Source organism: Flavobacterium sp. F52, from assembly GCF_000278705.1.
GTDB classification, from domain to species: domain Bacteria; phylum Bacteroidota; class Bacteroidia; order Flavobacteriales; family Flavobacteriaceae; genus Flavobacterium; species Flavobacterium anhuiense.
In genome coordinates, this window is sequence record NZ_AKZQ01000006.1 from 197,646 (window position 1) to 218,161 (window position 20,516).

Sequence of the window (20,516 nt, forward strand, 5' to 3'; positions counted from 1 at the left end):
TCAATTTTTATATTCTTGAAAATAAGTTTCGAGCTTTTGGAGCATCAATTCCAATGGATATTCAGCGTAATATTCAAAAGTATGTTCTTTTATATATTGCTCTGTATGCTTCTCGTAGATTTCAGGTTTTAAATCTTTTAAATGAACTGAAACATTTTTTGCTTCATTTTCAAATAATTGCCATGTTTCTTTTCTAACAGAAGGAGTGAAGATTGAGAAAGTTGGAATCTCAAGAGCTTTAGCCATATTGACAGCACCGCCTTCGTTTCCAATTAGCATTTCGCATTGAGAAAGTATGGCTAAAAACTGACGTAAATCTGTAGCATATAAATCAAAAATAATATGCTTTTTGGTTTCTTCCGAACAATAATTATAGACCTCTAAAGCTTGTTCTTTTTGGTTTGGAATATAATTAAATAGGATAGTGGCATTTGTTTTGGCTACAGTAAAATCAATAATTTTTGCCATTCCGTCAAGCGGATATGTTTTGTAATGCTCGCTTCCTAAAATTCCAAACATAATCAATGGTTTTTCTGGATCTACATTATAACTTTTTAAAATGTTTTTTGCTTCAGCAATTTCAGATTCTTTTAAAAAGATCTTTGGTTTTACGTTTGTAATCTTTTCTGAGAAAAAAGGTTTAAGAAGCAATAATCTGTTTTCAATTGCCAAACCAAATTCAGATTTTATGGCATCAAAACGCTCGTAACTGTAATTATAAAATATGTTGGAATACCACTTATGGTATGAAACTTTATATTTTGCACCAGAGAAAAAAGTAATTAGACTAGTTCCCAATTTACTGTATACGTCTATTACAGCATCGTATTTTTTTCTTCGAATCTCAAAAATAAATTTAATGAATTCAAAAGTTGATTTTCTGATTTTATTAGTCACCGGTATTATGTTATCAATATTCGGATTTTCTATAAGAACATCAATCGAATTAGGGTAACACATGTAGTCAATTGTAGAGTCTGGAAACTTGGCTTTAAGATTGTTGCAAATAATCGTGCTTGTTAAAACGTCTCCAATTCTTTTTTGCTGAATGACTAATATTCTCATTTGGGTTTTTGTTCAATTAAAAGGCTAAAATACAAACTATTTTACGAAGTGTACAAGAGATGATATGAATAAGATTAAACTAAATTAAAAAGTTATATTTTTGTGCTCAACAAATTAAAATGAACAATGGGAATTAGCGGTTTGGTTATTACTTTCAATGAGGAAAAAAACATTGGAAAATGTATAGATGCCTTATTTAAAGTTTGTGACGAAGTTATTATTGTGGATTCTTTCAGTAAAGATCGAACAGTAGAAATAGCTAAAGAAAAAGGAGCACAGGTTATTCAACAAGTGTTTTTAGGAGATGGTCCGCAGCGTACACACGGATTGCCTTTTTGTAAAAATGATTGGATCTTAAATCTTGATGCAGATGAATTTTTAGATAAAGATGCTGAGGAATTTATTCTGAACAAAAAGTATTTGGAAGGAAATTACGACGCTTTCAGTTTCAGGGTAAAGAACTTTTTAGCAGATAAGTTAATTGATTTTTCAGGATGGTATCCAGATCATAAAGTTCGTTTTTTTAATAAACTAACAGCTCATCCTTCAGAATCTAAAGTACACCAGAAAATTGTAACTCAAAACGAGAAAAAAGTTGCTGTACATATTCTGCATTATGGATGGGATTCTTTTGACCAAATTATTGCAAAAAAGAACCAGTATTCTGGATGGCATGCACAGCAGTTATTTGATCAAGGGAAAAGAATTAATGCTTTCAAACCTGTTCTTAACGGAACAGTAGCTTTTGTTCGCTGCTATTTCTTTAAAAAAGGAATCTTCAATGGTCTTGACGGACTCTCAATAGCAATGATTCAGGCTTTTTTCTCGTATATGAAATATGCCAAGCTTATAAAACTTCAAAAAAGCAGAAAATAAAAAAATCCAAATTCCAATAATAATTAAATGGAATTTGGATTTTTAATTTTAGGATTTCTTAAAATCTATACAGCAACATCGTACTCACGAAGTGCATTGTTTAAAGAAGTTTTTAAATCTGTAGATGGTTTACGAGTTCCAATGATTAAGGCACAAGGAACTTGGTATTCCCCAGCAGCAAATTTCTTAGTATAGCTTCCTGGGATAACCACAGAACGAGCAGGTACATAACCTTTCATTTCGACTGGCTCATCACCTGTAACATCGATAATTTTAGTAGATGCTGTCAAACATACGTTAGCTCCAAGAACAGCTTCTTTACCAACGTGAACACCTTCAACAACAATACAACGAGATCCAATAAAAGCACCGTCTTCAATAATTACTGGAGCTGCTTGCAATGGCTCAAGAACACCACCAATACCAACACCACCGCTTAAGTGAACGTTTTTACCAATTTGAGCACAGCTTCCTACAGTTGCCCAAGTATCAACCATTGTTCCTTCGTCTACATAAGCACCAATGTTTACATAACTTGGCATTAAGATTACACCGCTAGAGATGTAAGCACCATAACGAGCAACAGCATTTGGCACTACACGAATTCCTTTTTCAGCATAATTTCTTTTCAGCAACATTTTATCGTGGTACTCGAAAATACCAGATTCCCATGTTTCCATTTTCTGAATCGGGAAATACATAACAACTGCTTTCTTAACCCATTCGTTTACTTGCCATTTGTCACCAACTGGTTCAGCAACACGTAATTTTCCTGCGTCTACCAATTCGATAACTTCTCTAATGGCATCTGTAGTTGTAGTTTCTTGCAATAAAGCTCTGTTTTCCCAAGCTTGTTCAATTATAGTCTGTAAAGAATTCATACGTTTTATTTTTTGGCAAAGATAACGTATTTGTAGAAATGCAAAAAAGCAAAACCACTTGAAAATGTTACAGATTTAACTTTTTGTTTCTTATTTGTAAGGTTGTCGAAGGGTATATGAGTTTTTTGATTAATACTATTACCACTAGAAGTTTTTTTTATATCAAAATATGACAAAAGTCAGGATTTCTCTTTTTTCTTCACTTTAATTTCGCAGTGTTGATCAACATTCCATTCCATAAATAATCATATAAGCAGTAAAATATGAATCAAGAAAATCACCTTCAAAACAGAGTAATCATTGACAAAGAAGTAAGCTGGGACAAGACTCAGGTTATCATGAGTAAAACAAATGCATACGGTATTATTGAATATGCCAACGAAGTATTTGTAGATGTTTGTGGTTACGAAGACTATGAATTAATGGGACAGCCTCATAATATCATACGTCACCCTGATATGCCAAAAGTAATCTTTAAAGTGCTTTGGGAAAATCTTAAAAACGGGAAAAACTTTCATGCTATTGTAAAAAACCTTGCGAAGTCTGGAAGATACTATTGGGTAATTACAGATTTTGAAATTGCCCGCGACGAAAACGACGTTATTGTAAATTATTTCGGAAGAAGACAAGCTGTACCGCAAGAAGTAATTGCGATGCATATTGAACCTTTGTATAAAAAGTTATTGCAGATCGAAGCAGCAAGCGGAGTAGAATTTAGCGAGAAGTACTTGATTGGGTTCTTAGAAGAGAAAAAGAGAACTTACGTTGAATATATTAAGGAGCTGATTTACGAACATGAAAAGTCACAATCTAAGTTTGCTAATTATTCTGAAGAAGAGGATGCAGGAGAGGAAGAAGAACATAGAGGTTTTTTCAGTCGTTTGTTCGGAAGATAAATTGAGTTATTTTTTAGGTTTGAATATTTGGATAAAGATCCGTCTTGAGTTTTCAGGACGGATTTTTTTGGTTTTAGATTTAATTAAAAAACATGAATTTAAAAGGTTATATTTGTATTGTAAAATGTAAGTATTATGGAAGCGATTAGATTAGAATTTCAGCCAGAGATTAGAGAGAAAGTGCTTAAGTTGTTAAGTAAGTTTTCTCCTAGTGAATTGAGGATTATAGAAGAAGATTCTGATTTTGAAAATGATAAAAGAAAAGTGCATGCAGCTTATGCTAAATTAAAAAGTGGTAATGAAAAGTTGTATTCAGTAGAGGAAGTAGACTCAATTTTAGACAATACATTTTCGGAATATGACAATTAAAATTTCGAATGAATTTTTAGAATTATTAAAAGACCAAGTTCATTATATTTATAAAGATAAACCTAGAGCAGCGCTAAATTTTAGAAAAGATTTGCTTAAAAACATTAAAAAAGATTTAAAACATCCTTTTCATTTTACTAAGTCGAAATATTTTGATGATGAAAATATTAGAGATTATGTTTTTAAAGGTTACGTCTGTGTTTATGAGGTTAATGCTGAGAAAGACATTGTTTTCGTTTTCGGTTTTATAAAATATAAAGAATTCTTTTAAAGATTATAATTTCACCTTCCTTCTTTTATAAAAATTTCAAAACATGCCAAGAATCCTTTCAATAGATTACGGACAAAAACGCACAGGAATTGCTGTTACAGACGAAATGCAGATTATTGCTTCGGGCTTAACAACGATTCCGACTCATACTTTGATTGACTTTTTAAAAGATTATTTTGCTAAAGAAAAAGTCGAAGCGGTTTTGATTGGCGAGCCAAAACAGATGAACGGACAGCCATCAGAAAGCGCTTCAGTGATTAATGGTTTTGCAAAGCATTTTTCGAATATCTTTCCAGACATGAAAGTGATTCGCGTTGATGAGCGTTTTACTTCAAAAATGGCATTTCAAACCATGATCGACAGTGGTTTAAGTAAAAAGCAGCGTCAGAACAAAGGTTTAATAGACGAAATTTCTGCCACAATTCTGCTTCAAGATTATCTTTCCGCAAAAAAATAGCGCTGTTCGTCGTATTTTTTATTTATAATTTAATGGTTTTTAGAAAATCCTAACTTTTATCATCTAAAAATTAGTTTTTTTTTGCAATTAAAAAAGTACCTTTGCACTTTAAATAAAAATACTGTTATGCCTGACGAAACCATACGTTCAAATAGTGATGTAGTACTCATTGGCGCTGGAATAATGAGTGCCACTCTTGGAGTAATTTTGAAAGAATTACAACCAGATATAAAAATTGAAATTTACGAAAGATTAGATGTTGCTGCAGCAGAAAGCTCTGATGCTTGGAATAATGCAGGAACTGGACACTCTGCTTTTTGTGAACTAAATTATACTCCAGAAAAGGCAGACGGAAGCATAGATCCTAAAAAAGCTATAAGCATTGCAGAATCATTCGAGATTTCTCGCCAGTTTTGGTCTTACTTAGTACAGCAAAACAAAGTGCCGTCTCCGGATAATTTTATAAAAAGCGTGCCTCATATGAGTTTTGTGTGGGGAGATAAAAATGTAAATTATTTAAAAAAGAGATTCGAGGTGCTTCAGAGTAACCCGATTTTCTCAGATATGACTTTCAGTACCGATTTTGAACAGCTTCAAAAATGGATGCCATTGGTAATGGAAGGCAGAAGTGCTGACGAAAAATTAGCAGCAACACATATGGAAATTGGTACTGATGTTAATTTTGGTGCTTTGACAAGAAGCATGTTCAATTACTTAGAAAAACTAGATGGAGTCTCTTTGTTCTTCAATCACGAAGTTAAAAAACTAAGACAGCGTGAAGATAAATCTTGGAGAATTAAAATTAAGGATTTGTCAACTGGAAAAACTCGTAAAGCTTATACAAAATTTGTATTTATTGGTGCAGGTGGAGGCTCTCTTCCTTTACTAGAAAAAGCAAATGTGCCAGAAGGCAATGGATATGGAGGTTTCCCTGTGAGCGGACAATGGCTAAAATGTACAAATCCAGAAGTAATTGCAAAACACCAAGCAAAAGTTTACGGAAAAGCAAGTGTTGGAGCTCCTCCAATGTCTGTTCCTCACATCGATACTCGTGTAATTGATGGTGAAAAAGCGCTTCTTTTTGGGCCATTCGCAGGATTCTCAACTCGTTTCCTTAAAAATGGTTCATATTTAGATTTGCCTCTGTCTATTAAGCGTAACAACTTAATTCCAATGTTGGCTGCTGGATATCACAATATTCCATTAACCAAATATTTGATTGAGCAAGTGCGTCAGTCTCCAAAAGACAGAATGAAGGCTTTACGCGAATATCTTCCAACAGCACGTTCAAAAGATTGGAAATTAGAAAAAGCAGGGCAACGTGTTCAGGTAATCAAAAAAGATGAAAAAGAAGGTGGAGTTTTAGAGTTTGGTACAGAAGTTATCAATACACATGACGGAACTTTAGCGGTTTTATTGGGTGCTTCTCCGGGTGCTTCTACAGCTGTAGCAATTATGATTGATTTGATTAGCAGATGTTTTACACACCAGATTAAAACACCAGAATGGCAAGCGAAATTAAAGACAATGATTCCGTCTTACGGACAGACTTTAAACGATAAGCCAGAACTTTTAGAACAGCTTAGAAAACAAACAGCAGAAGTTCTAAAATTAAATTAAGTATCTCATATTAATATAAAAAAAAAACAAATCCAGATGAATTAATCTGGATTTGTTGCTTTTAAGTCGGTTGTGTTTTTTAGAATTTTTTCTGCTAGATTGCTCATCCATATTAATTGCTCAATTACCATCTGTGCTTCCTGCATTTTAGCCTGGCGCGTTTCTTTGTCCAAATCGTCATCTTCCGCTAAACGGGTAAAATGCCTACGCTTTAATTCTTCAAATTGCAAAGTCACATCTTCTTTTTCAAAAAAAGTATCTTGTATTACAACTTCGTTTCTTAAGACCGAAATAGAGTGATCCAAATTGGCTAAAATTGTTTTGATGATATAATTAAAAGAATCAGATGCAGAAGTGGTTTGGTGAGACTGAATATAGGTAGAAAGTGATGCCAAAGCAGATAATAAAGAGTGGTTTAAAACCACTAACTTATTTACCAAAGGCATTGTTTTTTGTTTCGACTTAGGTTCTTGCATCATACGCTGGAAAGAAGTCATTAAATTTCCTATTTCGACAAAGGCATTCTTTCGCGCTAAGCGGTACGAAGTAGGAACTTCTCCTTTTTTATTATAAAAATCTGCAATCTCTTTTAAATAATTTCTATTGGCTCGAATGGTGTTTTCAATGTGAATCGGTGTATTGATGAATTCCCAAGCTGGCCATAAAAACTGATTAGCAATAAAAGCTAAGGTTGCTCCTGCAAGTGTATCTAATATTCTGTATTGAATTACTTCATTAATGTCTGGAGTTAGAATTCCGTAGATGAAAACCACGTACATCGTAACAAATGTTGCACTAATCTTGTAATTGATCTGGGTAAATGAAATTCCGAGCAGCATGCATACAATAGAGAAAATGCTCAATGCCACGTGGTTCTGAATAACAGATACAATTCCGAAAGCTATAATTCCACCTAGAATAGTTCCGAACATTCTGTTGTACGATCGCTCTTTGGTTAAACCATACCCAGGACGCATGATTACTACAATGGTCAGCAGAATCCAATATACGTTTTGAAACGGTAGCATTTGGCCGAGAAAAAAGCCAATCAAAATAGTTATGGTTAATCGTATCGAATGTCTGAAAATGGAAGAAGAATAACTTAAGTTTTCAATTAAAGTTCGAAGCGGATAATATTGCGGTGTTAAGAATTTTTCAAGCTCTTTGTCTTGATCTTTCAATTTATAAGATTGCATTGCTAAAGAAAGCGCACGCTGAATGGTTTTTATTTTTCCAACCTGATTCTTAGCATATTTTAGCATATTGGTCAGCATTAATACACCTTCTGCGGCTTCTTCTTTTCCTAATGTTTTTTCATAATCAAAAATGGCAAATTCAAGAGCATCCAATTCATTTTTTAGGTCATGTTTGTCAACATAAGTACTAATATGGTTCACATTTTTTGAAAGCTTTTTTAAGGTAGAAGCTAATTTATATGCTACGTTTTGATAGGTTCTTAAAACATCAGGATGTTTGGCAAATTTTTCATGAAGTTTGCTGTGGTCAAATGAAGTGTATAAAGCCAATTCTTGAATTTCGACCAAAGTAATAAAAACCAAAAGCATTTTTCTGTTCTGGCTTGTAGTTCCAGATGCATTCTGGTTTCCAATGAGCATTTTCCTTAAATCTTCGTGAATAAGATTCAATTCTACCTGAACAGCTAACTGTTTTTCAATAATTGCTTTTCTGTTGGCTTCAGGACTCCATAGATCGCCTCTTAATTTTAGATATTTAGCAGTAAGTTTTATTCCTTCGGCAATTTGTAATTCTACATATTTATAAGGCTGTACAAAATGAAAAACAAGAGATACTATTAAATATAGAATTCCTCCGATAAAAATAAAACCAGAGTATTCAAAAGCTTCCCAACCTTCATGCAAATGGCCAAAGGACAGGGAAATCGATAATAAGGCAGAGAAAGAAATCAAAGTAGCTCGCTGTCCGTAAACCGAAATCATAGAACATAAAAACAGCAGAAATCCTAAAAAGATATAAAAAAGGAAAGGAAAAGGATAAACAAGATTTACCAAAAGATTAACTCCAGAAACAATAAAAGAAGCAGCAATTAATCCTTTTATTTTATGGCTGAGAGAACTTGGAATATCACTGGGATAAGTATAAAATGCACCAAGCGCAATGGTAAAACCGATTTCAAAATGACCTAGAAAATTTAAAACTAAAACAGGAACAACAGAAGCAATAGTTACTTTAGAGGCATTTAGAAAGGAAGTGCTGTTAGTAAATTTCGAAATTCTATCAATCATAAAAAGAGGTTTACTAACAAAGGTAAGAATTGTAGGAGTGATTTTGGCATAATTATAGCTGAGATTTTTATTAGCAAGTAAAAAATATGATATAATGCCTTATAAGAATTATTCATTGACTATTTTTTACTATTTTTGCCAGCTGAAATATCAGAACTTTAATTCTGTTTTTGCAGCACATTAAAACATAAATAAAAACAAATGATTTTACCAATTGTAGGATACGGTGATCCTGTTTTAAGAAAAGTAGGGCAGGATATTACACCAGAATATCCAAACCTAAAAGAAACGATCGCAAATATGTACGAGACGATGTACAATGCGTATGGAGTTGGACTTGCAGCACCGCAGGTTGGACTGCCAATTCGTTTGTTTGTGATAGATACAACGCCTTTTAGTGATGATGAGGATCTTCCTTCAGAGGAACAAAAAGATTTGAAAGGCTTTAAGAAGACTTTTATCAATGCTAAAATCGTTAAAGAAGAAGGAGAAGAGTGGGGATTTAATGAAGGCTGTTTGAGTATTCCTGATGTACGTGAAGACGTTTACAGAAAACCAACTGTTACAATCGAATATTGTGAAGAAGATTTTGTAATGAAAACGGAAGTATTTGACGGGTTAATTGCAAGAGTTATCCAGCATGAATACGACCATATTGAAGGAATCTTGTTTACAGATAAAATCTCATCTCTAAAAAAACGTTTAATCCAAAAGAAATTAAAAAATATTACTGAGGGAAAAACGTCTCAGGAATATAGAATGAAATTTTTCGCAGCTAAAAAAGCAAGATAAGTTTTCTATATATTTAGAAACAAAAAATAAATAAAATTCTTAATACTAATTTTAATAAAAATGAATTTAACGAAAATTTTAGCCATTTCAGGAAAACCAGGTTTATACGAATTAAAAGTACAAACTCGTACAGGTTTTGTGGCGGAATCATTAATTGATGGGAAGAAGATTACTGTAAATCTAAAAAGCAATGTAAGTTTATTGTCTGAAATTTCGATTTATACTTACGAAGGCGAAAAACCGTTAACTGAAGTAATGCAGCAGATTGCCGTTAAAGAAAACAAAGGACAAGCTATCTCTCATAAAGAAGATAACGCTACTTTGTCTGCTTATTTTAAACAAATTCTTCCTGATTACGACGAAGAAAGAGTTTACCCATCAGACATTAAAAAAGTATTAAGCTGGTACAACACACTTCAAGCAAAAGGATTGGTTACAGATTTAGCTCCTGCAGCTGAAGAACCAAAAGAAGAAGCCCCAGTTGCGGCTGAAAAACCAAAAAAAGCTCCAGCAGCTAAAAAAGCAAAAGCTAAAAAAGAAGAATAATCGCTCTTCTTTAAATATAATATAATCCTGTTGAGAGGTTTTCTTGACAGGATTTTTTAATTTTACAGAATCGAGTTTAAATCAAAAGAAACTTCAAAATGAGCAAAGAAAACCAGTTAAAAGCATTTGAGAGATTACTGAATATCATGGATGAACTTCGTGAGCAATGTCCGTGGGATAAAAAGCAAACTCTTCAGACTTTAAGACATTTGACAATCGAAGAAACCTATGAGCTAGGAGATGCTATTCTGGACAATGATTTAAATGAAGTTAAAAAAGAATTGGGTGATTTACTGCTTCATATTGTTTTCTATGCCAAAATAGGCAGTGAAACTAATGATTTTGATATTGCTGATGTCTGTAATGAAATCTGCGATAAATTGATTCATCGTCATCCTCATATTTATGGAGATGTAAAAGTAGAAAATGAGGAAGAAGTAAAACAAAATTGGGAAAAGCTAAAGCTTAAAGAAGGTAAGAAATCTGTTTTAGAAGGCGTTCCGAGAAGTCTTCCAGCAATGGTCAAAGCAAGCCGAATTCAAGACAAAGTGAAAGGAGTAGGGTTTGACTGGGAAGAACCTCATCAGGTTTGGGATAAAGTGCAAGAAGAATTGCAGGAATTGCAAGACGAAGTAAAAACTGGAAATCAAGATAAAATTGAAGACGAGTTTGGAGATGTGTTGTTTTCTATGATTAATTACGCAAGATTTTTAAATATAAACCCTGAAGATGCTTTAGAAAGAACCAATAAAAAGTTTATTAAACGTTTTCAATACCTAGAAAGTAAAGCAAACGAATTAGGAAAACCTTTAATGGATATGACGCTAACAGAAATGGATGTTTTCTGGAATGAAGCTAAAAAACTCTAGTTGTCGGCCAATTTCTTTAATGCGCGAACATCTTTCAACATAATTTTTTTACCGACTAATTCTATCAATCCTAATTTATTAAAATCAGATAATAAACGAATACAGCTTTCTGTAGCGGTACCAATAATACCGGCAAGTTCTTCTCTTGTTAGCTGTACTCTTAGTGTTTTATCGGTATCTTCGCCAAATTCATCATGTAGGTGCAGTAAAGTTTCGGCAAGCCTCTGCTTAACAGTTTTTTGAACTAAGGCAATTTTTTCGTTCTCAGATTCCTTTAAATCTTCGCAAACAGATTGCATCATATTTAAAGAAAATTGATTGTTATTATTAAAGAAATTGATGATTTCAGCTTTAGGAATAAAGCAGACTTCCATATCGGCAATCGCTTTTGCAGTCAAGTTTGCGGGTTCATTGCTAATCATAGAGCGCTGTCCAAGAAGTTCACCAGATTTTACCAATTTTACAATTTGGTCTTTTCCGTTTGCACTCAGTTTTGAAAGTTTCCCAACTCCGTCTTTTACACAAAAAACACCATTGGTTACTTCGCCTTCTTCAAAAAGAGCCTCGCCTTTTTTAATTTTGTAAGTCGTTTTGCTATTGGCTAACTTAATAACTTCTTCTTTATTAAGGGCTTTTAATGAGCTTAACTGGCGTACAATGCATTGATCACATTTGTTCATGACAATATTTGTTTGCTGCAAAAATAAGGATATTTGAGGGTTTTAGCCACCTTTAAAAGGTAAATTTATTATAAATTAGGGTTAGCTCTTTTTTGAACTTTTTATTTTATAAATTTAGGTATCCAATTTCAAAATAACATGACAATTATCATCTTAATAATTGTGCTTTAGTTGGAAATTTGTGGCAAATAAAAACAAGTTTATGAGGGAGCAAAGTTGTTTTCATTGTGGTTTAACTATTGAACAAAATGAAGAAATTGATTTTGATGATAAAAAATTTTGTTGCACTGGCTGTAAAACAGTTTACGAAATTTTTAGCATTAATGACCTGACATCATATTATGATTTTGAAAAGTCTCCAGGTGCCACTCCGCAAGACATCAAAGGAAAATATGATTTTTTAGAGAATGAAACCATACTTGCAAAAGTTTTAGAGTTTCAAGAAGGAAACACTTCAATCGTTTCGCTTAATATTCCTCATATCCATTGCAGTTCTTGCATCTGGATTCTAGAAAATCTTAATCGTCTTCAGCTAGGAATTAGCACTTCTCAAGTTAATTTTCACGAAAAGAAAGTTAGAATTACCTTTAATTCTGATGTAGTTTCTTTAAAAGATATTACTTATCTCTTAAGTTCGATAGGTTATGAACCTTATATTAGTTTGGAAAATTATGGATCTGCAAAAGCAAAAGTCGACAGAAGTTTAACCTATAAATTAGGTGTTGCATTTTTCTGTTTCGGAAATATTATGCTGCTTTCATTTCCAGAATATTTCGAAATGAAAGAATTCTGGCTCGATAGTTACAAGCCGTTTTTCAGATTACTTATTTTTCTTCTAGCATTACCCACTTTTTTTTACTCAGCGAGCGGATATTATGTTTCTGCTTATCATAGCATTAGAACGAGAATGCTCAATATTGATATCCCGATTGCTTTAGGAATTATCGTGATGTTTATTCGAAGTACTTACGATATGCTAATGGACCACGGTCCAGGTTTTTTTGACAGTTTGGCCAGTTTGATATTTTTTATGCTTCTTGGCAAAATGTTTCAAATTAAAACGTATAGTTTTTTAAGTTTCGAAAGGGATTTTAAATCATATTTTCCAATTGCGGTTACTAAAATAAATAAAGATACTTCTGAAGAAAATGTTGCTATTTATGATGTTCTAAAAGGAGACCGGTTATTAATAAGAAATCAAGAGCTTATTCCTGTTGACGGAATTTTAATCAGCGATAGCGCCGAAATAGACTATAGTTTTGTTACGGGAGAAGCAGTGCCTATTACCAAAAAGTCTGGTGATAAAGTCTTTGCAGGAGGAAAGCAGATTGGTAAAGTGATCGAAATGGAAGTTTTGCATTCTGTTTCCCAAAGTTATTTAACCCAATTATGGAGTAACGAAATTTTTCAGAAAAAAGTAGACCAGAAGCATAAGACCATAACAGATGCAATAAGTCGATATTTTACCCCCATATTATTGCTCATTGCATTTGCTGGTTTTGGTTATTGGATTTTTAAAGATGCAAATACTGCTTTTAATGTTTTTACCGCGGTATTGATCGTAGCCTGCCCATGTGCATTGGCTCTTACTGCCCCGTTTACTTTTGGAAACATATTGCGAATTTTAGGTAAAAAGAAATTTTATTTGAAAAATGCTGTTGTAATCGAACAGCTTGCCAAAGTTGATACAATTGTTTTTGATAAAACAGGAACTATTACAACCAACAAGAAGTCGAATATATTATATGAAGGAAATCCTATTTCAAATTCAGATATTACATTGTTTAAAAATGTATTGCGAGGTTCAAATCATCCATTAAGCCGAATGCTTTATGATTTTCTGCCAGAAAGTAAACGCATTGCTGTAGAAGAGTTTCAAGAAATTACAGGAAAAGGAATTCTAGCAATAATTGACGGAAAGGAAATGAAAATTGGCTCAGGGCAATTTGTAAATGATATAGTTGCAGATGGTTCAGAAATAGAAAAAACAGCATTACACATTAAAATAGGGGAGATTTATTTCGGAAAATATACTTTCCAAAATCAATATCGTGAAGGTTTAGAAAAGCTTTTTGCAGACCTTAGCAAAGATTATCAAATAAAAGTGCTTTCTGGTGACAATGATGGCGAAAGGTCAAATCTGGAAGCTATTCTTCCAAAAGGTACCGAGTTGATATTTAATCAAAAACCTGAACAGAAATTAGAATACATAAAGCAACTTCAGGAGAAAGGACAAAACGTTATGATGGTGGGAGATGGATTGAATGATGCTGGTGCTTTGGCTCAAAGTAATGTCGGGATTTCTATATCTGAAAACGTGAATGTCTTTTCACCTGCCTGTGATGCCATTTTGGATGCAACAGAATTTTCTCGTCTCAACTACTTTTTAAAGCTTTCTCATAAAGCTATTTTAATTATAAAAATGAGTTTTGGGTTGTCATTGCTGTACAATGTTGTCGGTCTTGCATTTGCGGTTACAGGAAATCTGCTTCCGCTGGTTGCGGCGATCATTATGCCACTGAGTACAATTACGATTGTCAGTTTTGTAACTTTTATGTCTAACTATTTCAGTAACAAAAATTTAGAGTAAATTTAAATTGTTTTGAAAGATATTTTTTATAAATTTAACATATCTTTTTGATCATGATAATTATCATATTTTATGCGCCTTTAACGAAGTAATTTTGTTAATATAAATCTAAGGTATGAGTGTTATTTATCTTTTAATTTCAGTAAGTATTTTTGTGGCAATCTGTTTCTTTATTGCCTTTATCGTTGCTGTCAAATCTGGACAGTATGATGATGATTATACTCCTTCAGTCAGAATCCTTTTTGATGACGAAACAAAAATTAATTCCCAAAATAATAATTCACCAATCGAAGAAAAACAAGTATAATTATGGAAATGGAACAGTTTTATTACGACAACAAAATTGTAAAAAAATTCATTTATGCCACAATTCTTTTTGGAGTTGTCGGTATGTTAGTGGGACTTACCTTAGCGGTAATGTACCTTTTTCCCAACATGACAGATGGGATTTCGTGGTTGAGTTACGGCCGATTAAGACCGTTACACACTAATGCAGTTATTTTTGCCTTTGTGGGTAATGCTTTTTTTGCCGGTATGTATTACTCGCTGCAAAGATTACTAAAAGCCAGAATGTTTAGTGATTTTCTTAGTAATCTTCACTTCTGGGGATGGCAGCTGATTATTGTGGCTGCGGCAATTACGCTTCCTCTAGGTTATACTTCTTCGAAGGAATATGCAGAGTTAGAGTGGCCAATTGATATTGCAATCGCTTTGATTTGGGTTGTAATGGGAATCAATATGATTGGTACAATGATAAAACGCAGGGAGCGTCACTTATATGTAGCGATTTGGTTTTATATCGCAACATTTGTAACGGTAGCTGTACTGCATATTTTCAATAACATCGAAATTCCAGTTTCAGGTTTAAAAAGTTACTCTGTATATGCAGGTGTTCAGGATGCATTGGTGCAATGGTGGTACGGACACAATGCTGTTGCATTCTTCCTTACAACTCCGTTCTTGGGATTAATGTATTACTTCGTTCCAAAAATTGCAAACAGACCTGTTTATTCATATAGGTTATCAATTATTCACTTTTGGTCTTTAATCTTTATCTATATATGGGCAGGACCACACCACTTATTATATTCTGCACTGCCAAACTGGGCTCAGAATTTAGGAGTTGCATTCTCAGTAATGTTAATTGCTCCATCTTGGGGAGGTATGATCAATGGTCTTTTAACATTAAGAGGAGCTTGGGATAAAGTTCGTGAAGAACCGGTTTTGAAATTCTTCGTCGTAGCCATTACTGGTTATGGTATGGCAACTTTCGAAGGTCCGATGTTATCTTTAAAAAATGTAAATGCTATTGCGCACTATACTGATTGGATCGTAGCACACGTACACGTAGGAGCTTTAGCTTGGAATGGTTTCATGTCATTTGGTATTATCTACTGGCTGATTCCAAGAATGACAAAATCAGAGTTATTCTCTAAGAAATTAGCCAACTTCCATTTTTGGATTGGTACTTTGGGGATAATAGCTTATACGATTCCATTATATGTCGCTGGTTTCCAGCAAGCATCAATGTGGAAACAGTTTAATCCAGATGGCACTTTAACTTATGGGAATTTCCTTGAAACCGTAACGGCTATTATGCCAATGTATTGGATGAGAGCTATTGGTGGTACTTTGTACCTAGTAGGTATGCTTACATTGGTTTATAATATTGTGATGACAATTAAAGCTGGAAATCCAGTAGAAGATGAATTGGCTCAAGCTCCTGCATTACAAACGATAAAAAGTGGTAGATTAAGCGGAGAGAAATTCCACTCTTGGTTAGAAAGAAAACCAATTCAATTAACTATTCTAGCTACAATCGCAATTTTAATTGGAGGTATTATTCAGATTGTGCCAACAATTATGGTAAAATCAAATATTCCAACAATTTCAAGTGTAAAACCATATACACCGTTAGAACTTGAAGGGCGTGACCTATACATTAGAGAAGGTTGTGTTGGATGTCACTCGCAATCAGTTCGTCCCTTTAGAAGTGAAGTAGAGCGTTATGGAGTTCAGTCAAAAGCGGGAGAATTTGTTTACGATCATCCATTCTTATGGGGGTCAAAACGTACAGGGCCAGACTTGTTAAGAGTAGGTGGTAAGTACAATGACAACTGGCACTTTAACCACATGTGGAATCCGCAAAGCACATCAGCAGGCTCAATTATGCCAGGTTACAAATGGTTGTTCGATAACAAACCAATGGACATTTCATTGACACAAAAGAAAATGCAGGCAATGATTTCATTAGGTGTGCCATATTCTCCAGAAGATGTTGCAAATGCGCAAAAAACTTTAAGAGAGCAGGCTGTTAAGATAGAAAAAAGCTTAGAAAGCGATCCTGATTTCGTTAAGAGTTATGAAGACAGCCGCAAAAAAGCTGAAGCAAAAGGCGAGAAATTCACTCCAATGAACGAAAGAGAAATAGTCGCTTTAATCGCTTATATTCAAAGACTTGGTACTGATATTAAAGTAAAAGAAACTTCAAAATAACAGCATTATGTTTGAACAGATAAAACACAATATGGAAACAATATCGGGTATAGAAATTTACCCGATTATTTCCCTCTTAATTTTTTTCTTCTTCTTTGTAGGATTAGGCATTTGGGTGTTCTCTTATAGAAAAGAAAAAATTGAAGAAATGAGTAATATACCTTTAGATGAAGGACTTAGTGTAACTACAAAAGATAGATAAAAATGAAAAAGTTTTTCCCAGTATATGTTAGAGTACCGTTGATTTTCTTCATCGTATTTGCTTTGATGGAATATTTTATAGATTCAGGTGATAAGCCGGCTTTTGTAAAATATCCAATGGTATCACTCTTTTTATTTGTCTTTTTGTTTATTCTAATTGCTATCGAGATTACGCTTAGTGCTGTCAATCGAGTAATGTATCAATTATTATCGCCTGAAGAAAAAGCACAAAAAGAACTTGAAGAAAGTTTAAGCTTTAAAGAAAGCACTTGGTTTAAAAACCTAATGCATAAATTGACTAAAACAGAGCCAATTGAAAAAGAAGGTGAATTATTGATGGATCATGATTATGACGGAATCAAAGAGCTAGATAATAATTTACCGCCATGGTGGGTATATTTATTCTACATCTGTATCATTTTCGGAGTAATTTATGTAGTTCGTTACGATGTTTTAGGGGCTGATGATCAGGAAATGGAATTGAAAAAAGAATTGGCTCAAGCCAAGATTGATGTTGCGGAATACATGAAAACAGCACCAGATTTAATGGATGAAAAAACGGTTGTTTTGTTAACTGATGCACCAAGTCTAGCTGAAGGGAAAACAATCTTTACTACGAATTGTGCTGCGTGCCACCGTGCCGATGCGGGAGGACAGATTGGACCAAACCTTACAGATGATAGATGGATTTTAGGAGGAGGAATCAAAAATCTATTCCACACCATTACAAATGGAGGAAGAGACGGTAAAGGAATGATTGCCTGGAAAGGAACTCTTAAACCAAAAGAAATACAAAAAGTGGCTAGTTATATTCTGTCTTTACAAGGAAGTAATCCAAAAGATCCAAAAGAAGCAGAGGGAGAAGTTTGGGTAGACGATAGCGCTCCTAAAACCGATGCCGCTGCAGCAACTACAAAAGATACCACAGAAGTTAAAAAATAATTAGAATATCATGTCAAATTTACCAGACGAAGCTTTTAGAAATACCATTGGAACAATAGATGAAGGTGGTAAACGAAAATTTATATTTCCTAAAAAACCGTCTGGTAAATTTTATGATTATAGGAAAATTGTCAGCTATGTTTTGCTAGCAATTTTATTCATAAATCCTTTTATCAAGATTAATGGAAATCAGTTTATGATGTTCAATATCTTGGAACGTCGTTTTAATATTTTTGGATTCCCTTTTTGGCCTCAGGATTTTTATCTCTTCGTAATTTCAATGCTTGTCGGCGTTGTATTTATAATTTTATTTACTGTTGTTTTCGGAAGAATATTTTGTGGCTGGATTTGTCCGCAGACTATTTTCCTTGAAATGGTTTTCCGTCGTATCGAATATTGGATCGATGGAGACAGAGGTTCTCAAACTCGTTTGGCAAGACAGGAATGGAATGCTGAAAAAATTAGAAAACGAGTTTTGAAATGGACTATATTCTTCTTAATCTCTTTCCTTATAGCTAATGTTTTTTTGGCCTATTTGGTAGGAAGTGATGCTTTATTCTTAATGATTGAGCAAGGTCCTGTTAAACAAGCAAGCAATTTTATTGCTCTATTAATATTTACAAGTATTTTCTATTTTGTTTTTGTATGGTTTCGTGAACAGGTTTGTATTATCGCCTGTCCATACGGAAGATTGCAAGGCGTACTTTTGGATAATAAATCTATAAATGTTGCTTATGATTTTGTTCGAGGTGAAAAAGAAGAAGGACGTGCAAAATTCAAAAAAAATGAAGATAGAGCATTAACGGGAAAAGGAGATTGTATTGATTGTCTTCAATGTGTTCACGTCTGTCCAATGGGAATTGATATCAGAAACGGAACACAGCTGGAATGTACAAACTGTACAGCTTGTATCGACGAATGTGATCATATTATGGAATCTGTTGGATTGCCAAAAGGACTTATTCGTTATGCATCTGAAGATGAAATTGCCAAAAAAGAACCTTTCAAGTTTACCACGAGAATGAAAGGATATACAGCCGTTCTCTTCATTTTATTGAGTATTTTTGTTGGAATGCTGTTTTTAAGAACAGATGTACAGGCAGTAATTTTAAGATTGCCTGGCCAGCTGTTCCAGCATAATGGAGAAAAAATCAGTAATGTTTACACTTATAAAATTGTAAACAAGACAATGAAAGATTACAACGATATACATTTCAAACTAATTGATCAGAAAGGAGAAATTAAAAATGTTGGTAAAAAACACTTTAAAATTGCTAAAGAAGGAATTTCTCAAGGAACATTGTTTATAGAAATTGATGAAGTTCTGCTTGAAAGCGATAAAACAAAAGTAAAAATTGGAGTTTATAATGGTTCTGAACTTTTGCAAACAACTACTACAAATTTCTTAGGGCCGCGCAGTTTTAATTAAAAAGATATTATTATGAAATCGCCACAAAATAAATTTTGTGAAATCAAAACAAAAGAATAAAGGCGATAACATATTTGACAAATAACAAATAAAATCTACAAATATGAAATTTAATTGGGGAACAGGTATCGTCATTGCATTCGGATTGTTTATGACCTTTATTTTATATTTTGTTTTTGAAGTGCAATCAAACTCTAAATACGATAATGATTTGGTTGTAGAAGAATATTATAAACACGATACGCACTTTCAAGAAGAAATGGCAAGAATTCAGAATGCACATGATTTGCAGCACAAACCATCAATCAAATATACTGGAGAAGGTGTTGCGGTAATTTTTCCTGCAGGATTTGAAAGTGATAAAGTAAAAGGAAATATTCAATTATACAGACCTTCAAACAAAAAATTTGACTTTAATACTCAAATTGCTTTAACCAATTCAGAAATCATTATTCCGCAGAAAAAATTAATAAAAGGACGCTGGGATGTTAATATGGAGTGGCAGTACGAAGGCAAAAAATATCTCACTAAAGAGGTTATTTACGTAAACTAAAAATAAAATGTTATTCTCTGCTTTCTTTTTAGGTTTAATCAGCAGTCTGCACTGTGTTGGAATGTGTGGACCAATTGCTATGATGCTTCCTGTAGATAGGCAAAATGAAGCTAAAAAGGCAATGCAGATTATGACGTATCACTTTGGACGATTAACTGCTTATTTAACAATTGGATTGATTTTTGGATTATTGGGAAGAGGTTTTTTTCTAGCGGGCTTGCAGCAGAAAATGTCAATAATTATTGGTGTAATTATGATTGTTGTGGTTTTGATTCCAGAGAAAAAATTTGCTCAATACAATTTTTCTAAACCTGTTTATAAAATCATTTCTAAAATTAAATCGAATTTAGGTAGCCAGTTTAAAAACAAGAGTTACAAATCTCTTTTTACTATTGGCCTTCTAAACGGATTTCTGCCATGCGGAATGGTTTATGTTGCTTTATTTGGAGCAATTGCCATGCAGAGTGCAAGTCTTGGTGTTCTCTACATGCTTTTATTCGGGATTGGGACTATACCGCTAATGACGGTTGTGGTTTATGTCAACTCATTATTAAAATTGCCTTTCAGAAATAAAATCCAAAAGGCAATTCCGTATGTAGCTGTTATAATTGGTGTTTTATTCATCCTTCGTGGATTGGGATTAGGAATTCCATATATCTCTCCCTCAAACATGAGTTTGTTTGTACAGCAGATTCCAAACTGCCACTAGAAGATATATT

The 20,516-nt window shown here is 33.5% G+C and carries 21 protein-coding genes; 17 read left to right on the forward strand and 4 right to left on the reverse strand.

What is annotated here, in order from left to right:
- Window positions 1-1,065: a glycosyltransferase family 9 protein gene (locus tag FF52_RS02440; RefSeq protein WP_008462639.1), complete on the reverse strand. Its 1,065-nt coding sequence runs from the start codon at window positions 1,063-1,065 to the stop codon at window positions 1-3.
- 126 nt (window positions 1,066-1,191) lie between these two features.
- Here FF52_RS02440 and FF52_RS02445 point away from each other — a divergent pair, with 126 nt between their 5' ends.
- A complete protein-coding gene (locus FF52_RS02445) occupies window positions 1,192-1,941 on the forward strand; it encodes a glycosyltransferase family 2 protein (RefSeq protein ID WP_008462640.1) in 750 nt (249 codons plus the stop codon).
- Window positions 1,942-2,006: 65 nt separating this feature from the next.
- On the opposite strand, the gene FF52_RS02450 is transcribed toward FF52_RS02445, so the two are convergent.
- Window positions 2,007-2,822 (reverse strand): 2,3,4,5-tetrahydropyridine-2,6-dicarboxylate N-succinyltransferase, encoded by an 816-nt coding sequence (locus FF52_RS02450; RefSeq protein ID WP_008462641.1) that lies wholly within the window; start codon window positions 2,820-2,822, stop codon window positions 2,007-2,009.
- 263 nt (window positions 2,823-3,085) lie between these two features.
- On the opposite strand from FF52_RS02450, the gene FF52_RS02455 reads away from it, so the two are divergent.
- From FF52_RS02455 to FF52_RS02475, 5 genes are all read left to right on the forward strand, one after another.
- Window positions 3,086-3,718 (forward strand): PAS domain-containing protein, encoded by a 633-nt coding sequence (locus FF52_RS02455; RefSeq protein ID WP_008462642.1) that lies wholly within the window; start codon window positions 3,086-3,088, stop codon window positions 3,716-3,718.
- Window positions 3,719-3,853: 135 nt separating this feature from the next.
- The gene (locus tag FF52_RS02460) at window positions 3,854-4,087 is read left to right on the forward strand and encodes a hypothetical protein (RefSeq protein WP_008462644.1); all 234 of its coding nucleotides are present in this window, start codon (window positions 3,854-3,856) and stop codon (window positions 4,085-4,087) included.
- On the forward strand, window positions 4,077-4,358 hold the full coding sequence (locus tag FF52_RS02465; RefSeq protein WP_008462646.1) for a type II toxin-antitoxin system RelE/ParE family toxin: 282 nt from the start codon (window positions 4,077-4,079) through the stop codon (window positions 4,356-4,358). Before FF52_RS02460 ends, FF52_RS02465 begins: the two co-directional genes overlap by 11 nt.
- A gap of 43 nt (window positions 4,359-4,401) precedes the next feature.
- On the forward strand, window positions 4,402-4,815 hold the full coding sequence (gene ruvX, locus FF52_RS02470; protein ID WP_008462647.1) for a Holliday junction resolvase RuvX: 414 nt from the start codon (window positions 4,402-4,404) through the stop codon (window positions 4,813-4,815).
- Window positions 4,816-4,941: 126 nt separating this feature from the next.
- Window positions 4,942-6,435 carry a malate:quinone oxidoreductase gene (locus FF52_RS02475; protein WP_008462648.1) on the forward strand — a complete coding sequence of 498 codons (1,494 nt, stop codon included), beginning with the start codon at window positions 4,942-4,944 and terminating at the stop codon, window positions 6,433-6,435.
- A 41-nt stretch (window positions 6,436-6,476) separates the two neighbouring features.
- Here the strand turns inward: FF52_RS02475 and FF52_RS02480 are convergent, their stop codons facing one another.
- Complete coding sequence (locus tag FF52_RS02480) at window positions 6,477-8,699, reverse strand: FUSC family protein (protein ID WP_008462649.1); 2,223 nt, start codon at window positions 8,697-8,699, stop codon at window positions 6,477-6,479.
- A gap of 201 nt (window positions 8,700-8,900) precedes the next feature.
- Between FF52_RS02480 and def the strand changes: the two genes are divergently transcribed.
- The 3 genes from def (at window position 8,901) to mazG (ending at window position 10,906) form a co-directional block, all read left to right on the forward strand.
- Complete coding sequence (gene def, locus FF52_RS02485) at window positions 8,901-9,491, forward strand: peptide deformylase (protein WP_008462650.1); 591 nt, start codon at window positions 8,901-8,903, stop codon at window positions 9,489-9,491.
- A gap of 60 nt (window positions 9,492-9,551) precedes the next feature.
- Window positions 9,552-10,037, forward strand: coding sequence for a DUF5606 domain-containing protein (locus FF52_RS02490; RefSeq protein WP_008462651.1), 486 nt, complete (start codon window positions 9,552-9,554; stop codon window positions 10,035-10,037).
- Window positions 10,038-10,135: 98 nt separating this feature from the next.
- Window positions 10,136-10,906: a nucleoside triphosphate pyrophosphohydrolase gene (gene mazG, locus FF52_RS02495; RefSeq protein ID WP_008462652.1), complete on the forward strand. Its 771-nt coding sequence runs from the start codon at window positions 10,136-10,138 to the stop codon at window positions 10,904-10,906.
- On the opposite strand, the gene FF52_RS02500 is transcribed toward mazG, so the two are convergent.
- Window positions 10,903-11,586, reverse strand: coding sequence for a Crp/Fnr family transcriptional regulator (locus FF52_RS02500; protein ID WP_008462653.1), 684 nt, complete (start codon window positions 11,584-11,586; stop codon window positions 10,903-10,905). The two genes, mazG and FF52_RS02500, sit on opposite strands and share 4 nt — an antisense overlap.
- 202 nt (window positions 11,587-11,788) lie before the next feature.
- Between FF52_RS02500 and FF52_RS02505 the strand changes: the two genes are divergently transcribed.
- The 8 genes from FF52_RS02505 (at window position 11,789) to FF52_RS02540 (ending at window position 20,506) form a co-directional block, all read left to right on the forward strand.
- Window positions 11,789-14,176: a heavy metal translocating P-type ATPase gene (locus FF52_RS02505; protein WP_008462655.1), complete on the forward strand. Its 2,388-nt coding sequence runs from the start codon at window positions 11,789-11,791 to the stop codon at window positions 14,174-14,176.
- 115 nt (window positions 14,177-14,291) lie between these two features.
- On the forward strand, window positions 14,292-14,483 hold the full coding sequence (gene ccoS, locus FF52_RS02510) for a cbb3-type cytochrome oxidase assembly protein CcoS (RefSeq protein WP_008462657.1): 192 nt from the start codon (window positions 14,292-14,294) through the stop codon (window positions 14,481-14,483).
- A gap of 2 nt (window positions 14,484-14,485) precedes the next feature.
- Complete coding sequence (gene ccoN / locus FF52_RS02515; RefSeq protein ID WP_008462660.1) at window positions 14,486-16,672, forward strand: cytochrome-c oxidase, cbb3-type subunit I; 2,187 nt, start codon at window positions 14,486-14,488, stop codon at window positions 16,670-16,672.
- Window positions 16,673-16,679: 7 nt separating this feature from the next.
- Window positions 16,680-16,874, forward strand: coding sequence for a CcoQ/FixQ family Cbb3-type cytochrome c oxidase assembly chaperone (locus FF52_RS02520; RefSeq protein ID WP_008462663.1), 195 nt, complete (start codon window positions 16,680-16,682; stop codon window positions 16,872-16,874).
- 2 nt (window positions 16,875-16,876) lie between these two features.
- Window positions 16,877-17,815: a cbb3-type cytochrome c oxidase N-terminal domain-containing protein gene (locus FF52_RS02525; RefSeq protein WP_008462664.1), complete on the forward strand. Its 939-nt coding sequence runs from the start codon at window positions 16,877-16,879 to the stop codon at window positions 17,813-17,815.
- A 10-nt stretch (window positions 17,816-17,825) separates the two neighbouring features.
- Window positions 17,826-19,244: a cytochrome c oxidase accessory protein CcoG gene (ccoG, locus tag FF52_RS02530; RefSeq protein WP_008462666.1), complete on the forward strand. Its 1,419-nt coding sequence runs from the start codon at window positions 17,826-17,828 to the stop codon at window positions 19,242-19,244.
- Between the two features lie 103 nt (window positions 19,245-19,347).
- Window positions 19,348-19,797: a FixH family protein gene (locus FF52_RS02535; RefSeq protein ID WP_008462668.1), complete on the forward strand. Its 450-nt coding sequence runs from the start codon at window positions 19,348-19,350 to the stop codon at window positions 19,795-19,797.
- A gap of 7 nt (window positions 19,798-19,804) precedes the next feature.
- Window positions 19,805-20,506 carry a sulfite exporter TauE/SafE family protein gene (locus FF52_RS02540; protein WP_008462671.1) on the forward strand — a complete coding sequence of 234 codons (702 nt, stop codon included), beginning with the start codon at window positions 19,805-19,807 and terminating at the stop codon, window positions 20,504-20,506.
- The last annotated feature ends 10 nt before the right edge of the window (window positions 20,507-20,516 follow it).

Excerpts from the sequence above, each read along its gene's own strand:
- FF52_RS02440 (WP_008462639.1), bottom strand. The coding sequence starts at position 1,065 with ATGAGAATATTAGTCATTCAGCAAAAAAGAATTGGAGACGTTTTAACA.
- FF52_RS02445 (WP_008462640.1), top strand. The coding sequence starts at position 1,192 with ATGGGAATTAGCGGTTTGGTTATTACTTTCAATGAGGAAAAAAACATT.
- FF52_RS02450 (WP_008462641.1), bottom strand. The coding sequence starts at position 2,822 with ATGAATTCTTTACAGACTATAATTGAACAAGCTTGGGAAAACAGAGCT.
- FF52_RS02455 (WP_008462642.1), top strand. The coding sequence starts at position 3,086 with ATGAATCAAGAAAATCACCTTCAAAACAGAGTAATCATTGACAAAGAA.
- FF52_RS02460 (WP_008462644.1), top strand. The coding sequence starts at position 3,854 with ATGGAAGCGATTAGATTAGAATTTCAGCCAGAGATTAGAGAGAAAGTG.
- FF52_RS02465 (WP_008462646.1), top strand. The coding sequence starts at position 4,077 with ATGACAATTAAAATTTCGAATGAATTTTTAGAATTATTAAAAGACCAA.
- ruvX (WP_008462647.1), top strand. The coding sequence starts at position 4,402 with ATGCCAAGAATCCTTTCAATAGATTACGGACAAAAACGCACAGGAATT.
- FF52_RS02475 (WP_008462648.1), top strand. The coding sequence starts at position 4,942 with ATGCCTGACGAAACCATACGTTCAAATAGTGATGTAGTACTCATTGGC.
- FF52_RS02480 (WP_008462649.1), bottom strand. The coding sequence starts at position 8,699 with ATGATTGATAGAATTTCGAAATTTACTAACAGCACTTCCTTTCTAAAT.
- def (WP_008462650.1), top strand. The coding sequence starts at position 8,901 with ATGATTTTACCAATTGTAGGATACGGTGATCCTGTTTTAAGAAAAGTA.
- FF52_RS02490 (WP_008462651.1), top strand. The coding sequence starts at position 9,552 with ATGAATTTAACGAAAATTTTAGCCATTTCAGGAAAACCAGGTTTATAC.
- mazG (WP_008462652.1), top strand. The coding sequence starts at position 10,136 with ATGAGCAAAGAAAACCAGTTAAAAGCATTTGAGAGATTACTGAATATC.
- FF52_RS02500 (WP_008462653.1), bottom strand. The coding sequence starts at position 11,586 with ATGAACAAATGTGATCAATGCATTGTACGCCAGTTAAGCTCATTAAAA.
- FF52_RS02505 (WP_008462655.1), top strand. The coding sequence starts at position 11,789 with ATGAGGGAGCAAAGTTGTTTTCATTGTGGTTTAACTATTGAACAAAAT.
- ccoS (WP_008462657.1), top strand. The coding sequence starts at position 14,292 with ATGAGTGTTATTTATCTTTTAATTTCAGTAAGTATTTTTGTGGCAATC.
- ccoN (WP_008462660.1), top strand. The coding sequence starts at position 14,486 with ATGGAAATGGAACAGTTTTATTACGACAACAAAATTGTAAAAAAATTC.
- FF52_RS02520 (WP_008462663.1), top strand. The coding sequence starts at position 16,680 with ATGTTTGAACAGATAAAACACAATATGGAAACAATATCGGGTATAGAA.
- FF52_RS02525 (WP_008462664.1), top strand. The coding sequence starts at position 16,877 with ATGAAAAAGTTTTTCCCAGTATATGTTAGAGTACCGTTGATTTTCTTC.
- ccoG (WP_008462666.1), top strand. The coding sequence starts at position 17,826 with ATGTCAAATTTACCAGACGAAGCTTTTAGAAATACCATTGGAACAATA.
- FF52_RS02535 (WP_008462668.1), top strand. The coding sequence starts at position 19,348 with ATGAAATTTAATTGGGGAACAGGTATCGTCATTGCATTCGGATTGTTT.
- FF52_RS02540 (WP_008462671.1), top strand. The coding sequence starts at position 19,805 with ATGTTATTCTCTGCTTTCTTTTTAGGTTTAATCAGCAGTCTGCACTGT.